We start from the raw sequence: 14,336 nt of genomic DNA on the forward strand, positions 1-14,336 counted from the left end.
CCGCAACCGGGAATAGAGGATGCCGCCGCGGACGACATCCGTGTCGTCTGATAACGCCCGCGGGCAGGCAGCGGAGGACACGCCGTGAGCGCGGATATTCCGAATCGTGCGACAGCGCTCACTGGAATCCGACCGCGCCCGCAGTTTTCGCCATGCGCCGCGCGCGGCCGCGATCTTGCCGATGCGATCGATGCGGTGTCAGGATGCGGCGACTCTGCTCAGGGACCGCGGACGATGCGCGTATTTCTCGATGACGAACGCGTGACGCCGCCGGGTTGGCGGCGCGTCTATTGGCCGGACGAAGCGATCGCGCTGCTGGAAACCGGCGAGGTCGCCGAACTGAGTCTGGATCACGATCTCGGCGACGACGCGCGCGGCACCGGTTACGAGGTGATCGTCTGGATCGAGCGCGCGGTGATCGAACGCGGCTTCGTGCCGCCGCGGATCGCCGTGCATTCGGCCAATCCGGCGGCGCGGACGCGGATGCTGGCGGGGATCGAGGCGGTGGAGCGCGCCGCGGCGGCGTCGAGACCCGCGCGCGACGGCGAATGAGGCCGCGAGGATCGTCGGCGCGCGCGCCGCATCCGTTCGTCGGCTTATGACACCGCGGCACACGCAATGCGGCCCAACGGCGGTTGCTCGCCGCCTCACGACACCCTACTTTCGGCGCAGGCGCGCCGCGCCCGCCGCTGGCACAGTCGGCCCATCTTTCAATGAGACCCGCCCATGCGCCCGCTACTGTATTCGGCCTTGTTGCTCGCACTGTCCTGCGCGGCGCACGCCGACCCGCGCCAGGACTGGGACGCCTTCCGCGCCGCGATGATCCAGCAGGCCAGCGGGCCGACCGGGATGTACGCGATCCAGGACGTGATCGTCATCGCCGCCGGCGCCAGCGCGCATCTGCCCGCCGGACAGAAACCGGCCGACGCGCGCTGGGCCAAGGACGCCGGCGGCAAGGACGAGGTTCGCGTCGGCTATCGCGACGGCAAGGCGATCATCGAAGGCCCGGGCGTGGCGGCCACCGATCTGCTCAAGGCCAAGGATCAGCAGCAGGTCCTGCCCAACGGCCTGACCGTGCGCGGCACCGTCTACGAAGATTCGCTCAAGACCTGGCTGTACAACCCGGCGCGGGTCGCCAAGCACTACAAGGGAATGTCGTTCTTTCCCTACGATCCCAAGGGCGTGGTCACCGCGAGCTTCACCCGCAAGGACACGCCGGTCGGCGTGAGCCATCTGGATTCGCGCAATCACACCGGGCTGATGTACTGGATCGGCGACGTGCAGCTGCCGGTCCAGGGCAAGACCTACACCTTGCGCGCGTTCAACAAGGAGCGCGACTGGTCGAAGATCAACCACGTGCTGATGTTCGTGACCGACAAGACCTCGAAGAAAACCAGCTACGGCGGCGGCCGCGTGCTCGGAGTCACGTTCGAGCCCGGCGCCGCGCCGAAGACCATGACCGTCAACTTGAACACGATGTACAGCTTCCTGTGCGCGCATTCGGACTACTACAACTGCCCGATCAACCTGACCACGTTCGTGCCGGTGGAGCTGAAATACGGCGAGAAGTATCCGCCGGGCGGGCATTGAGGCCGGGCCGGCGCGCGTCGGCGCCGGCTTGAGTCGAATGTGCGGCCGCGCGGATTGAGCCGGCGTCGCGGCGCGCGTTAGCATCGGCCGACACCTCGCTGTGATGCGCCCACGATCCGATGCCGCAAGCCACTCATCTTCGCTCGGCGGCCCTGTGGATCGGCGCGATCGTGTCGCTGTGCGGTTTGTCGCTGCTGGCCGTGGATGTGTACCTGCACTTTCACGACGGCGTCGTTCACATCGCCAAGGGCAGCTATTTCCACGTGCAGCGCAGCAGCCTCGCTGTGGCGATCGACGCGGCCGTGATCGTGCTCGGCGCGAGCCTGTTGATCTGGGCGCGCCTGCGCCGCGCCGGCTGACGGCCGCCTTCCAGTCGCTCCCCGATCAAGTCGGCAACGCGCCCGCCTGGTACTGCGCCGCGAATTCGGCGCTGGGCGCGATCGGCTGGATGATGTCGATCAGCACGCCGTTGGGATCGGCGGTGATGAAATGACGCTGGCCGAAGGCTTCGTCGCGCAGGCTCAGCAGCAGCGGCAGGCCTGCCTCGCGCAGCCGCTCGTGGACCACGTCCACGTCCTCGACTTCGAAGTTCAACAGCAAGCCGCCGACCCGCCCGCGCCCGGATTCGGGAATGGTGGGGTGACCACCGTCCAGCACCGCCAGATTCACCGACGGGTCTTCGGCCGATTGCAGGTGCATGTACCAGTCGGCGGTGAACAAGGCGACGAAGCCGAAATGGCGCTGGTAGAACGCGGCGGTGCCGGCGACATCGCCGGTCATGATCACGGGGTAGTAGCTGGTGACTTTCATCGGTTGTGGGCCTCGTCCGGGTGACATACAGTCTGTATGTAAACCGACATTAACGTACAGGCTGCATGTATGCAAGAGCCCCGTCCACGCCGTTCGCCTTCCCCCGGCCCGCGCAGCAACCGCGAGCGTACCGAGGCCACCCGCCACGCCCTGCTTGAAGCCGCGCGCGCGCTGTTCGTGAGCAAGGGCTACAGCGATACGTCCACGCCCGAGGTCGCGGTCGCCGCCGGCATCACCCGCGGCGCGCTCTATCACCACTTCATCGACAAGCGCGATCTGTTCCGCCACGTCTTGCAGCGCGAGGCGCGGAGCGTGCGCGAGGACATCGTCGCGGCGACCGCGAACGACCCGGACCCGCAATCGGCGCTGAGCGTCGGCGCTCAAGCCTATCTGCGCGCGATGACCGTGCCCGGCCGCACTCGCCTGCTGCTGATCGACGGCCCCGCGGTACTCGGTCTGGCCGACATCGCCGCGATCGACGACGCCAACGCCGCCGACACCTTGCACGAAGGCCTCGCCGCCGCGCTCGGCGAGCACGAAGTCGATGTCCCGGCCCTGGCGAAACTGCTGCCGGCCGCGTTCGACCGCGCCGCGCTGGAGATCGACGCCGGCGCCGATGCCGAGCGCGTGGGCGCGACGATGGCGTGGTTGCTGCAACGCGTACTGGAGCGGCCCGCCGCCAAACCGCGCAAGCGTTGAACGCCGCGGCGCCGCATCACTGCCGACAAATCCTGAAAGCGCCGCTGCCCAGCATGGGAACCGAGCCGGCACACGCCCGCTCCATCGCCCTTTCCCTGGAGCGTCCCACATGAACTTTTGGAGCGCTGCCGACGTTCATCCACCCAAGACATTCGTCAAGCCTACGACGAGTACAGCCGCCAGGTTCCTAACCCAGTTGTTCTTCCTAGTCGTGGGCGCCGTCATCATCCTTAGCGTTCTCGGCGCGATCGTTGCTGCACTCTGGCGTTTCGCATAGGGAAATTGGTGGCGGCCTTACCCCGAGCGAATCGATCGTGCTTGAGGAACTCCTGCTTCAGACGAGCATTCGTGGTGGTCTCCAAGCGCTGTCGTAGCACATGCTATGCATCACGCTCGCACCGTTGCCGGAACGTTTCCACAGAAACCCGTGGGCGGTCTTGACTCCCACTGAGCCGACGGTACAAGCTGAGCTCAGCTTTACCCTACTACTGCGGAAGTGCCCAACGTAGGCGTTCCGGCTTGACCCGAATTCCTTGGACGGGCCCTTTCGCGGGCACCCCAGGACCTTACCGCTTAGGACTCGCGGTAAGGACATTTACACGGGTCCAACATGGACAGTTATGTGCCCACGCTGCTACCGACCTATTGCCGATGCGCTGCATCCATTCCTGGATGCGGAAGGACATTCTCGTACCTTCAAGCACGGACTATCTAGCTGACCCGGAGCCTGAAATGCCGTTTGTAAACGAATTCATTCCTGCCGAGGATGTCGAGCGCTTCGATCTCAAAACAATTGATGAAAAAGTCTATGTAGGACGAACCAGAGCGCGGGACTGGACGGTCGACCGCGAGCGAAATATCTACTTCAGGAATATTGCCTCTGGCGGCGGCGCCGATCCTGAAATCCGCAATCGCACCGAATGGAATTTCTTTTGGGGCGGTGAATTAATCTACCTGCGGCTTGATCTCATATCTAGCGGAGAAGAATCAGACCGCGTCGGCTGGTCGCAATGGAAGCTGATGTGGCTCAACGGGAGCAGCGGCCTCCCGCCGCACTTGAAAGATCATAAGTCACAAATCCTCGCTGACCTCAAAGAAGCACTGGTTGCGTATAGAAGCTTCGGGGTTTACTCGCGTGATTGGTCGGGATATCGAGTCATCCTGGAGATCGACCAGGGATGCGTTGCATGACAAGTGCACTTAGCGCTGACGAAGCGATCGCGCTTCTGCGTGGGAGTCCAAGTCATTACGCAACACCGCAGCAGTTGCGAGAACTAGCTGCGCAGGTAGATGCAGACAGTTCTGGACGTCTGACTGTGCTGTACAGCGGGGCCACTGCGAAAGATATTTGGTCAACCGACGTGATCAATGCGATGCGGGCCGCTGGCGAAGATGTTCGCGTTATTAACGGCAGTCAAGCAGCGGACTTTTTAGAGTCCCGCGATTTCAAGTATGCAATTGCTAGATCTTATGGCTTGGCTGATCCGGAGCCGTTGATCACCGGAAACTACCGCGGTCCCGCTACAGACTGGCTCTACCACCCCACCGAAGGCCCTTGGGCGGATGCGTCGGGTCGCTTCGCGGATAAGACGGTCGGCGAGGTCCGCGCCATCGTTAGCGATGCGCAGCCTACTCGCGTCTTCGGCGCGATTGAGGTACCGCATGTACTCGCCAATCAGAACGTCACTACAATCGAGGGCATCCCACGCGAAGTACTGGTGGCACGTCAATCCACTCATGGAGATCAAGCCGCGTTCGAAATGATCGTCGCGCGTGCACGCGACAATGTAGCTCGGTTGCGAGTGGCCGTTGACGATGCCGGAACTCCACTGCGGGGAGAGTCGCGTTCTATCCTAATGGATAGCCGGGCCTACTTCGCCGGCACCCAGATTGAAGGTAAAGCGCCTGGGTTTACGGAAGTCACCCGGCCACTCGCGGAAACCATGAACCCTCCGACTGAGTACGCGCTTGCAGGGCAGCGGCACATTAGTGACTGGCAAGCGCAGCTAGCACAGAGCGCAGGTGCGAGGGAGGCCGCGCAATCGGCTTCCATCAGACGAATAGGTGCTGCTGTAGGTCTGGGCGTTGCCGCCAGCGCCTACGACGCGGTACAAACTGGTTCTCGCGTGGACACCCTGCTCGCGCAAGACAATCGACTAGCCGCGCAATCCGAACTGACGCACTACGCCGCCCGCGGCACGGGCGGCTGGATTGGTGGTGCTTCTGCCGGCCTTGTTGCCACCGCTGCAGCGACCGGCCCTGGCGTACTTGGCTTCATCGTCGTCGGCGGTGCCGCCGTAGCCGGCGCGCATGTAGGTGAGCACGTCGCGACGGTGCTGGACAGCTACAAGACCTTCACGCAGAAGGACCTGCAGGGCGTTGAGTGGAAGTCCAATGGGCTGCAATGGGTCCGGCAGGACTTGGGCGATATGCTCGATGATGGTCAGGACAAACCCGTTGAGCAGCGCTTTTCCGCCGATCCGGAAAAGGCGAACGAACTCAGTTATCGGGCCAGCAATTCCGCAACGGAGCTGGCGATAGGCAAGCTGCAGCCGCCGCGTAATCCGTACTCGCAGCTAGCGGCAGAGAACGATCCGGCGAGCCTGCGCCGCGCCGATTGGGAGCGTAATCCGCAAACGGGCATATGGGATCGCAAGGTGGTCGTCGGCTTTGAGCAGCCCGGCGTGCCGATGGTTCGAATCGAGCCTGCCAGCGCCGAGCGCGCGGCCGAGCTGGATCGTGCTGCGCAGCAGGTAATCCGCAAGAACATCGCCAACGGCCCCGCACCGATGGCCGCTCGCTATGAAGTGGTGCATCGTAGCGAAGGCTGGGAGCGCTTCGGCGTCGTACCTCCCTCCATTGAATCGACGCTTCGTGATGATTCGTTGACCGCGTCGGATGGGAAGCTGTACCAGCGCACGCCGGAAGGGCAGTGGCAGCGCAACGGCGAATCCGTCGTGGCCTCCGGCAACTTGCGTCAGGAATTGGAGAGCACACGCGCGGAACTGCAGCCGCAGTTGGCGCAGCATAAGCAGCAGGTTGCCGATATCCGGCAATGGCAACCGCCGACACTTGAGGACATTGAACGGACGGATTTGTTGGCGACCTATCGGGTTCATAAGGCCAATCCCAATCCAGAACAGCTTGAGGCGGCGCTGGAAGCCGTGAGGCGCACGCAGCAGGAACAAGGCGTTGCACCGCTCGCGACGTTATTGCACCTGGGTCGCAACGCGAAGAATGAGTTCGATATCGATAGCCCGATCGAACATATCGGCCGAGGCCCAGACGGCGCGAACCGTGTCTACGCCGTCACCCGTCCCCTTGAAGTGCAGATGGCGATGCTGGATTTGCGTTCTCCGCCTTCCACAACGCCCGAGGCGCCGGAGTTGCGAATCGCGAATCTGTCTGCGCAGCAGCAAGCGGCGTTGGAGCAAGTCGTTCGCGAAGCCAATCGCTTGGGACTGAAACGGGATGATGTTCAGGAGACAGCCCGCCAAGCGGTGGCGAGTGCCGCTGATCGCGAACCCGAAATCGTCGTGGGCGCAATTGACCCAAATCGCGTGCAACCGCAACCCAAGCCCGAGGCTGCACGCGAGTCCGATGCGCCATCGCCCGCGCCGATCAAGCCGGTGAATGCACAGCTTGCAGTGGAACCACTGCAGGATGTGCAGCGCGGCCAGGAACGGGGCCAAGGTCCGCCGACATTAGCGGACCCGAGTGCCACGCAGCGGACCGCAGCCGTCCCGCCCGTCGGTCCTCTGACTGCGCCGCCCGCCAGCATTGCGGGAAACAGTCGCACTGTGGCCGAGCCAGCATCGCCGTCAACACCGAAGCCGGTCGAGCCTGCGCCGGTCGCGGTGCCGTTGGTCGTGACCGAAAAGCCGAAGGTCTTGGTCTCGAAGCCACCGGAGCAAGAAGCACCCGCGCCGCAGCCGCTGTCCGCACCCGGCGCGCCAACCCAGGCGCCTTCCCCGACCGCGGCGCAGGTCGCGCCTGTCGCGGCGGTTGACACCTCACCCGCACCCGACGATGGCACGTTGCGGCGCGGCGACCGGGGACAGGACGTCGAAATGTTGCAGTTCCGTCTGCAACGCGTCGGCTATCGCGGTCCCGAGGAAGCGCCGATTCCGGAGCGCGGACACTTCGACGGCGCGACCGAGCATGCCGTTCGCCAACTGCAACGCGATCACGGGTTACCCAACACGGGGATTGTTGATCCGGATACGATTCAAGCGCTCGCGGTTGCGCAGCAAGCGAAGATCGAATCTCAGAAGACCGCAAAAAACGAAATTGAGGCTCCTGCCGCCGAGAAGAACCCGGCATCAGCCGAGCCGGCGCTCGCGGCGCGCGACGAGCGCAAAGTCGAGCCAGCCACAGCATCGCTGAATACGCCGTTGCCCGACGCCCGCGCTAACGAAGCTGTAGCTAATCGCGTGGAGCCTTCAACAGCACCTGACGAAACGCCTTCCAATACGCGTGGACCGCAGTACGCACCGAGCGAGGAAGCCGCGGATAAGACCGCGCCCGAACGGGCCGCAGAGACTGCGGACCTGTCGCGCCTGTCTCCAGCGGATCAGAAGATGTTCGCGAAGATCCGCGGAAACGTATCGGCCGATGTGCCCGACGAAACCGTGGCGGCGGCAATGCTTGCGGCCAAACGCAACGGTATAGCGGACGCGGAGAGCATCGGGCCAGTCGGTGTTGCCAATGGGAAGCTGTGGGTAGGCGCACACACGCCTGGATTCCATACCGGTGTCTCTACCACCGGCCCGGCCCCATCGATGCAGGACACTTTGCGCGAGACGCAGTCGTTCAATCAGCAACTGGCGCAGGAGGCCCCACAGCGTGGGCCGGACGACCCTAGTCAGGGGCCGCGAAGATAGGCGAGAGAGATCAAGGTGACCAGCGCGCCATACATGGCCTGTTTGCTCGCCGATCAACGCGCCGGCCCGTATGTGGTCGGCGTCGGTGGCCTACTCGCGGACGTGATGAGGGAGGTCAAGGAGACCCATTTCAAGCGCGCTTGCGCGGCAGATGATCACGGCTTGGCTGCCTTCTGCTTGGTGTGGTACGAACAGATGGAAACCCATGACGCTGCGCGCATGCGCGCGGCGGAAATCCGGAACTGGCCGCATCGCTGGCAACGTCGCTTGGTCGAGTCGGTAAATCCTGACTGGTGGGAGCGGTCTCAGATGGAATCGGGATTTTCCCGCGCATTCTGGCAGGCCATTCCCGAAAAGGTTCCGCTCCCGAAACGATAGACGAAACGGTTTCGGCTTCTTCTAGATAAGTCCGGTTTTTCCTGGGGTGTTCGCGCCCGCGCCGCGATAAGCGCGTATCCCCGCGAAAGCTTACGCCGCGGTCTTTTCGATCCACTGCGAAAACGCCGTGGCGCCGTCGCCCGCCGGTTTCAGCGCCAGCCGCGTCAGCCAATAGCCGCCCGCGTCCAACATCGTAGGAAACGGCTGCACCAACCGGCCTTCGGCGAGTTCGCGCGCGAACATCGAGGCCGGCGCGAGCGCGACGCCGAGTCCCTGCAACGCGCATTGCACCATCGTCAGCGAGGAATCGAAGATCGGCCCGTTGATCGGGCCGTTCGGCACCGCCTGCGCCGCTTCGAACCACAGCCGCCAATCATCGACGAAGTACGAGCGCAGCAAGGCGAAGCGCGGCAGTTCTTCGGCGCGGCGCAGTTGCGCGGCGATCACCGGCGTGCACAGCGGCGTGACCGGCGCGTTCATCAGGAACCGGCTTTCCATCCCCGGCCATGCGCCGCGGCCGTAGCGGATCGCGTAGTCCAGGCCTTCCGCGGCCGGATCGACGCGGTTGTTGTGCGTGCTCACGCGCACGTCCACCGACGGATGCAGGCGCGCGAACTCGGCCAGCCGCGGCAGCAGCCAACCGCTGGCGAAGGTGCCGACCGCGCCGACATGCACCACTTCGCGCGCCAGACCGTCGCCGACGCGGTCCAGGGCATCGTCGATGCGGCCGAAGGCCTCCTGGATCGCCGGCAGCAGGCTCAACCCTTCGTCGGTCAGGGCCAGACCGCGCGGCAGACGGCGGAACAACTCCACGCCGAGCTGATTCTCCAGCAGCCGTACCTGATGGCTGACCGCCGCCTGGGTGACGTTGAGCTCATCGGCCGCGCGGGTCAGGCTGAGCGCGCGCGCCGCGGCTTCGAAGACCTTCAGTGCGCCGAGATTGATGCGGGCGTGCGCCATGGCGTTTCCAGTAGTGAATGGGCCCGTGCGGGCGAATGCCGCATCGGCCGGGTGCGCAGATTCAAAGCGCCCGCGCCGCCGGTGTCAACGTCGGACGCGATCAACGCCGGATCGCGGTCGCCGGCACCGCTTGTTCTTGCAATGCCAGCTCGGCCTGCCGCTCCAGCAGATAGTCGTACCACTGTTGTTGCAGGCGCCCGACCGGACCCAGCGCGGCTTCGAACTCCTTCAGCGATCCGCCGCCGCGAATCAGTCCGCGATAGGCGCTCGCGTACTTGCCGTCCTGGTAGTGGAACAGGAAATGCGACAGGCTCCAGTACTCGATGTAATAGGTATTGAGATAACGCCCGCCGATGTCCGGGCCGGTGCCGTCGATGAGTTTGCGCAATTCGATCAAGCGGCCTTCGTCGAGATCGCGCTGCAACGAACCGCTCAGCTGCAAGTCGGCGACCCACCAGATCGGATAGGTGTCCGGATCGATCCGCCCCGGAGACAGGCGATTGTTCTCCAGCCGGCTGGCGCCGAAATACGTCGCCAGACCTTCGTTGATCCATTTCGCCGTCGCCATGCCGGCGCGCTCGGCGTTCAACTGATGGGTGGCTTCGTGCAGCATCCAGTGATACGGGTTGCCGCCGCCATCGGCGTAGTAGGCGTGGCAGTACGGCTTGCGGTAATAGGCCTCGGCCCAGGGCATGCTGGTGTTGTATTGCGAGAATTCGTGCTTGTCGCGATACAAAATCAGCTTGAGCCGCGGCGCATCCGCCGCGGCCGCCGGCAGATCGAAGAAGCGCCCGTAGGCGCGGTTCAGCGCCTCCACGGCGGCCGCGACCTGCACCGTGCGTTTCGCCGTGGCGGTGCTGAAGATCGCGTAGTGATCGGTCTGGAACTCCTGCGCGCCCGGCGGTATCCGCACCGGCGCCGGGGCTGCGCGGGTCGGGATCGGCGCGGGCGGCGGCGGCTGGCGTTCGCCGCAGGCCGTGCACAGGCTCGCCGCCAGCGCGAGGATCGACAGAGTCTTGCGTGCGGTGGGCATCGGCGTCGCATCCTGCGTGAGAGTCAGCCGAGCGCATCGCCCCGGTCGCGATCATTCTCGGGCGAAGCCGCGATCGCGCGCAATCGCCGCCCGCGCAAAGTGGCCTGGAGCGCGCCGCCTAACTGGCCCTGGAGTGGGCCCGGCCTACGCCACACAGTGCAGCGGCGGCCGCTCCCCGCGCGGCCGGAAAGGACTACCGCCCGATGAGCGCACGAAACAGCGTGACCTTCGCCGTGATCGCCGGCGGCCTGGCGGCCTTGCTGGCGATCGCGCCCACCGCCGCGCAACGCGCCCACCCCGACGCGGACGGCGCCCCCGCCGACGGACAAAACAGTTTCGACTTCGAATTCGGCCGCTGGAACAGCCACGTCAAACGCCTGAAGCAGCCCTTGAGCGGTTCCGACGAGTGGGTCGAGTACCAGGGCACGACGGTGGTGCGCAAACTCCTCGACGGCCGCGCCAATATCGCCGAACTCGATATCGCCGGCCCCGCCGGCCGCATCGAGGGCGTGTCGCTGCGCTTGTACGAGCCGCAAAACCGGCAGTGGACGATCCACTACGCCAGCCTGCGCGACGGCGCCCTGACCGCCCCCATCGCCGGCCGCTTCGAACACGGGCGCGGCGAGTTCTACGGCGACGACCGCCTGGGCGACCGGCCGATCCGCGTGCGCTTCGTGATCCGTTGCGAAACCCGCGACCGCTGCCTGTTCGAACAAGCCTTCTCCGCCGATGCGGGCAAGACCTGGGAAATGAACTGGATCAGCACGGACACGCGGGTGCGCGACGGCGGTTAAAGCGCGCCTAGTGCGGCGCCGTCCACCCCTATCGCGCTTCATCCTCACTCAACGAGACCGTTCATGACGCCAGACCCCGACCGCCGCCGCATCGTGCAACTGTCGCTGCTCGCCGCCGTGGCCGGCGCGATTCCGGCCGGCGTCGCCGGCGCCGAAACCAACACCGGCACCGCGACCGCCGACGATCCCGCGCGCGCGTTCGACTTCTTCCTCGGCAGCTGGCAAGTCCGCTATCTCCGCCTCAAGGAACGCCTGCTCGACAACCACGATTGGGAAGAATTCGAAGGCGTGTGCAAAGTGCAGCCGATGTTCGGCGGCCTGGCCCAAATGGACGAAAGCAGCGTGCGCCGCCCGGGCTTGCCGTATCAGGGCCTGGGCCTGCGCAGCTACGACCCCGCGAGCAAGACCTGGGCCGACTGGTGGCTGGACACGCGCAACCCGCACAAGCTCGACCCGCCCATGCTCGGCGGCTTCGCCGGCGGCATCGGCACCTTCTTCGGCAAGAACACCGTGCGCAACCAGCCGGTCAAGGTCCGCGGCGTGTGGTCGCGGATCACCGCGACCTCGCTGCAATGGGAGCAAGCGTTTTCGCCGGACGACGGCAAGACCTGGGAGACCAATTGGGTGTCCCGGTACAAGCGCGTGGCGTGATCCATCGGATCGGCCCAAACACATGGCGTTGGGGCGTTCGCCGCCGCCCGGATCGCCCGCCCGCGACAAATCCGGTCTGTCAACGCCTGACGCCGCGCCCGCAACTGCCTACAATGCCGCCCCCACTGTTGTCGGCTGGCCCTGTTTCATGGAAATCCTGATCAACGAGTCGCTCAAGGCCTATATCGATCCGCTCACGCCGGACGAATACGAGGCGCTGGAAACCAGCATCCTGGCCGAGGGCTGCCGCGACGCGCTGGTGCTGTGGGGCAGCGTGCTGATCGACGGCCACAACCGCTACGGCATCTGCCGCAAGCACGATCTGCCGTTCCAGACCGTGCAGAACACTCGCTTCCAGTCGATGGACGATGTGCACCTGTGGATGATCGACCAGCACCTGGGCCGGCGCAGCGTCTCCGATTTCCAGCGCGGCGTGCTGGCGCTGCGCAAGCGCGAAATCCTCGCCGCGCGGCGCGCGCTGGCCGAGGAACAGCGCGCCCAGGCCGAAGCGGCGGCGCCGGAGCCGGAACCCGCGCCGGCAGTGGCGGATGCGTCCGATCAGGACGCCGACGGCGCGCCGCCGTGGTCCAGCGACGCGCCCGCCGGCACCACCGTGTTCGACAGCCGCGAAGCACTGGCCAAGGCCGCGCGCCTGAGCAGCAATCAGGTCGGGCTGATCGAGAAGATCCAGAAGCAGGCCACGCCGGAAGTCGTGGCCGCGGTGAAATCCGGCGCGATCTCGATCAACGCCGCGGCCGCCGTCGCCACCCTGCCCGCCGAAGAGCAGCGCGCCGCGGCCATGGCCGGTGGCGACGAGCTCAAGCAGGCGGCCAAGCGCGCGCGCGAATCCAAGCGCAAGCCGCGCGAGCCCAAGGCGAACGATGCGGCTTCGGCCGGCGACGACGCCGAGCTGCAGGCCTTGCGTCAACGGGTCGAAGAATTGACCGCGGAGAACGAAGCGCTGCGGCGCGAGATCGCCGAATTGCAGGCGGCGCTGGCGTAAGTTTCGCCGGGCACGCGCGCCGGCTGAGACATCACGCCTGAGCGCGCGCCGGCCGAGTTATTCCGCCGGCTTCTCGCACTTGCCGTCGCGGAACAGCGCCCACTCTTCGCACACGCGCCCGTCGGGCAGCGTGCACAGGCCGTACTGGCCGCCGTCCTTGCCGGTGCGGATTTCGAGTTTGCCGCCGACTTTCCCGCAATGCACCGAGGCCGGGTTGGCCAGGCCGACCGCGGTCGGCTTGGCGGCGGCAGCGGTGTTGTCCGCGGTCGGGGCCGAAGGGGTGCTGCAGGCGGCCAGGGCCAGCACGGCGAGCGACAGCAGCGGCGACACAGCGCGTTGATTCATGATCGGGACCTCGCGGGAAACGGCCGCCACTATAGGGTTTTCCCGGTTCACGCCGGAGTGAAGGGCGCCGCGCGCGATGGCCGCGCGCAGCGCCCGCCTTGCCATGCAGCGGTCGCGGCGGTCAGCCGCGCACGGCCACGTTGTTCTCGAACGCCATCTGCGCCTGGGCCTGATCGGCCCAGCGCACGTCCGCGCCGGCCGGCGGATCGGTGCTGATCATGGTCAGCGAAGCGTCGACGTAGTCCGGGAACGTGCCGGCCCACTGCTGCGGCGTTACCGGCAGGGCGTTGGTCAGCACCGTGCACAGATTGATCAGCGAGTGGCGCGACAGCAGATGCGGGAACCACTCGTGATCGACGTAGAACGCGGTGCGGAATCCGCTGCCGACCGCGCTGTAGTCGAACGCCGACGGCGGCAGCGAGGGCACATAGTCCCAATAGTTGTAGACGCGCACGCTGTCGCTGTCGGCGATCTTGCTGGCGTAGGCGATCGCCCAGTCGTCGGTGCCGACCATCGGGCTGGAGAAGTTGATGTTCAACGCCGTGGTCGGTTGGCTGATGGCGACATCCAGCGAGAACAACTGGCTCAAGGCCGCGCCCAGGCTGTGGCCGGTCACATACAACTGCGTGGTCGGGAACTGTTGCAGCAAGGCGAACAGTTGCTGCCGCATCGACTGGCTCATGCCGCCGCCGGTGCCGTCGTAGATGCCGTAGAAACCCGACGATACCCGCGGCGTCGGGCTGATGCTGCCGCTGGTGGGAACGAAATCGGTCGGGATGAAATGCACGTCCTCGTACGCGTCCAGGTCCGAGTCGGTGCCGCGGAAGGCGAAGATGCAGGTGCCCGGGTCGCTGTCGGACTGGAACACCAGCCCGTATTTTTCTTCCGAACCGGTGAACAAGATCGCATCCCAACCAGTCCAGGCGCCGACCTGGGTGTAACCGGCGGGCGCCTGGTACGGCGTGCCCTGGTAATAGTCGTAAGCGGCCTTGGACGCGGCCGCCAGGGCCAGGGTCAAGGTCGCGTCGAGAGTCGGATTGGACACCGATTGCACATCGGAAGTCGCTCGTTGGGCCATCGCGTTGCTCGGGCTCATGGTTCGCCTCGTCGTTGGTTAGCGGAATGACGTCGCGCGGGCGAGCGCGTCCGGCGCCGCGAGACGGCGCAGAACGCGCGATAGGCAATGGGAC

General features: G+C 65.5%; 15 protein-coding genes. 10 read left to right on the plus strand and 5 right to left on the minus strand.

Annotation, left to right across the window (positions count from 1 at the left end):
- Positions 1 to 234: 234 nt before the first annotated feature.
- The 3 genes from J7J50_RS19650 to J7J50_RS19660 all read left to right on the plus strand — a co-directional run bounded on the left by J7J50_RS19650 (position 235) and on the right by J7J50_RS19660 (position 1,949).
- Entirely contained in the window at positions 235 to 552 is a 318-nt protein-coding gene (locus J7J50_RS19650; RefSeq protein ID WP_215055556.1) for a cyclic-phosphate processing receiver domain-containing protein, read from the plus strand.
- A gap of 174 nt (positions 553 to 726) precedes the next feature.
- Positions 727 to 1,590 (plus strand): DUF1684 domain-containing protein, encoded by an 864-nt coding sequence (locus J7J50_RS19655; protein ID WP_215055557.1) that lies wholly within the window; start codon positions 727 to 729, stop codon positions 1,588 to 1,590.
- 119 nt (positions 1,591 to 1,709) lie between these two features.
- Positions 1,710 to 1,949, plus strand: coding sequence for a hypothetical protein (locus J7J50_RS19660; protein WP_215055558.1), 240 nt, complete (start codon positions 1,710 to 1,712; stop codon positions 1,947 to 1,949).
- A 25-nt stretch (positions 1,950 to 1,974) separates the two neighbouring features.
- Here J7J50_RS19660 and J7J50_RS19665 read toward each other — a convergent pair whose 3' ends face one another.
- Entirely contained in the window at positions 1,975 to 2,400 is a 426-nt protein-coding gene (locus J7J50_RS19665; RefSeq protein WP_215055559.1) for a VOC family protein, read from the minus strand.
- A gap of 69 nt (positions 2,401 to 2,469) precedes the next feature.
- On the opposite strand from J7J50_RS19665, the gene J7J50_RS19670 reads away from it, so the two are divergent.
- The 4 genes from J7J50_RS19670 to J7J50_RS19685 all read left to right on the plus strand — a co-directional run bounded on the left by J7J50_RS19670 (position 2,470) and on the right by J7J50_RS19685 (position 8,360).
- Positions 2,470 to 3,099: a TetR/AcrR family transcriptional regulator gene (locus tag J7J50_RS19670; protein WP_215055560.1), complete on the plus strand. Its 630-nt coding sequence runs from the start codon at positions 2,470 to 2,472 to the stop codon at positions 3,097 to 3,099.
- A gap of 732 nt (positions 3,100 to 3,831) precedes the next feature.
- Positions 3,832 to 4,290, plus strand: coding sequence for a hypothetical protein (locus J7J50_RS19675; protein ID WP_215055561.1), 459 nt, complete (start codon positions 3,832 to 3,834; stop codon positions 4,288 to 4,290).
- Between the two features lie 170 nt (positions 4,291 to 4,460).
- A complete protein-coding gene (locus tag J7J50_RS25310; protein ID WP_215062910.1) occupies positions 4,461 to 7,982 on the plus strand; it encodes a peptidoglycan-binding domain-containing protein in 3,522 nt (1,173 codons plus the stop codon).
- Between the two features lie 33 nt (positions 7,983 to 8,015).
- The gene (locus tag J7J50_RS19685; RefSeq protein ID WP_215055563.1) at positions 8,016 to 8,360 is read left to right on the plus strand and encodes a hypothetical protein; all 345 of its coding nucleotides are present in this window, start codon (positions 8,016 to 8,018) and stop codon (positions 8,358 to 8,360) included.
- Positions 8,361 to 8,450: 90 nt separating this feature from the next.
- On the opposite strand, the gene J7J50_RS19690 is transcribed toward J7J50_RS19685, so the two are convergent.
- Together J7J50_RS19690 and J7J50_RS19695 are read right to left on the minus strand one after the other, a co-directional pair.
- Positions 8,451 to 9,320: a LysR family transcriptional regulator gene (locus J7J50_RS19690; protein WP_215055564.1), complete on the minus strand. Its 870-nt coding sequence runs from the start codon at positions 9,318 to 9,320 to the stop codon at positions 8,451 to 8,453.
- 100 nt (positions 9,321 to 9,420) lie between these two features.
- On the minus strand, positions 9,421 to 10,353 hold the full coding sequence (locus tag J7J50_RS19695) for a DUF1570 domain-containing protein (RefSeq protein ID WP_215055565.1): 933 nt from the start codon (positions 10,351 to 10,353) through the stop codon (positions 9,421 to 9,423).
- 203 nt (positions 10,354 to 10,556) lie between these two features.
- Between J7J50_RS19695 and J7J50_RS19700 the strand changes: the two genes are divergently transcribed.
- The 3 genes from J7J50_RS19700 (at position 10,557) to J7J50_RS19710 (ending at position 12,801) form a co-directional block, all read left to right on the plus strand.
- A complete protein-coding gene (locus J7J50_RS19700; RefSeq protein WP_215055566.1) occupies positions 10,557 to 11,147 on the plus strand; it encodes a hypothetical protein in 591 nt (196 codons plus the stop codon).
- Between the two features lie 63 nt (positions 11,148 to 11,210).
- Positions 11,211 to 11,798, plus strand: a complete 588-nt coding sequence (locus tag J7J50_RS19705) for a DUF1579 family protein (protein WP_215055567.1) — start codon at positions 11,211 to 11,213, stop codon at positions 11,796 to 11,798.
- A 148-nt stretch (positions 11,799 to 11,946) separates the two neighbouring features.
- Positions 11,947 to 12,801, plus strand: coding sequence for a plasmid replication/partition related protein (locus J7J50_RS19710; protein ID WP_215055568.1), 855 nt, complete (start codon positions 11,947 to 11,949; stop codon positions 12,799 to 12,801).
- Between the two features lie 57 nt (positions 12,802 to 12,858).
- On the opposite strand, the gene J7J50_RS19715 is transcribed toward J7J50_RS19710, so the two are convergent.
- Together J7J50_RS19715 and J7J50_RS19720 are read right to left on the minus strand one after the other, a co-directional pair.
- Positions 12,859 to 13,146 carry a DUF333 domain-containing protein gene (locus J7J50_RS19715; protein WP_215055569.1) on the minus strand — a complete coding sequence of 96 codons (288 nt, stop codon included), beginning with the start codon at positions 13,144 to 13,146 and terminating at the stop codon, positions 12,859 to 12,861.
- A gap of 121 nt (positions 13,147 to 13,267) precedes the next feature.
- The gene (locus J7J50_RS19720; RefSeq protein ID WP_251044495.1) at positions 13,268 to 14,242 is read right to left on the minus strand and encodes a lipase family protein; all 975 of its coding nucleotides are present in this window, start codon (positions 14,240 to 14,242) and stop codon (positions 13,268 to 13,270) included.
- Positions 14,243 to 14,336 lie beyond the last annotated feature (94 nt).

The organism is Lysobacter sp. ISL-50 (assembly GCF_018612875.1).
Taxonomy (GTDB): Bacteria; Pseudomonadota; Gammaproteobacteria; order Xanthomonadales; family Xanthomonadaceae; genus Lysobacter.